At 58.6% G+C, this 367-nt stretch carries 1 protein-coding gene; it reads right to left on the reverse strand.

Features of this window, described 5'->3' with window-relative positions; all coding sequences use genetic code 11:
• Nucleotides 1–367 (reverse strand): IS66 family transposase (locus QN347_RS19575; RefSeq protein ID WP_323494364.1); only part of this gene is annotated, 367 nt, incomplete at both ends.

The raw sequence follows: 367 nt of genomic DNA on the forward strand, positions 1-367 counted from the left end.
TGGCTGTGCGATTGGCTTCCTTGAGCACTTGTACCACCGTTTCATCCATGTGGATGACGCCGCTATCAAACAAGGCGTCACGCACCAGATTATGCAAGGGTTGCAGCAAGCGGGCCGTACCGATGACCCAGCGTGCCAGCGTTTGGCGTGGAACCGGTACGCCGTGTCGCGCCAACACTTTCTCAAAGCGTGCCAGCGGCAAGCCATCGACATATTTGGTCGTCAAGAGCATGGCGAGGAAGTCGGCACTGGCATTACTTTTTGGAAGCGGTTGTGGTGGCAAGGCTGCGGTCACCGGAGCGTGCGTACTGCCAGGGCAGCCGTAGCGTTTGCGAATATGACGCAGCACACGCACCTGCATCGGCAC

Origin of the sequence: Sphingomonas sp. 10B4 (assembly GCF_035019905.1) — a bacterium.
GTDB lineage: Bacteria > Pseudomonadota > Alphaproteobacteria > Sphingomonadales > Sphingomonadaceae > Sphingomonas > Sphingomonas glacialis.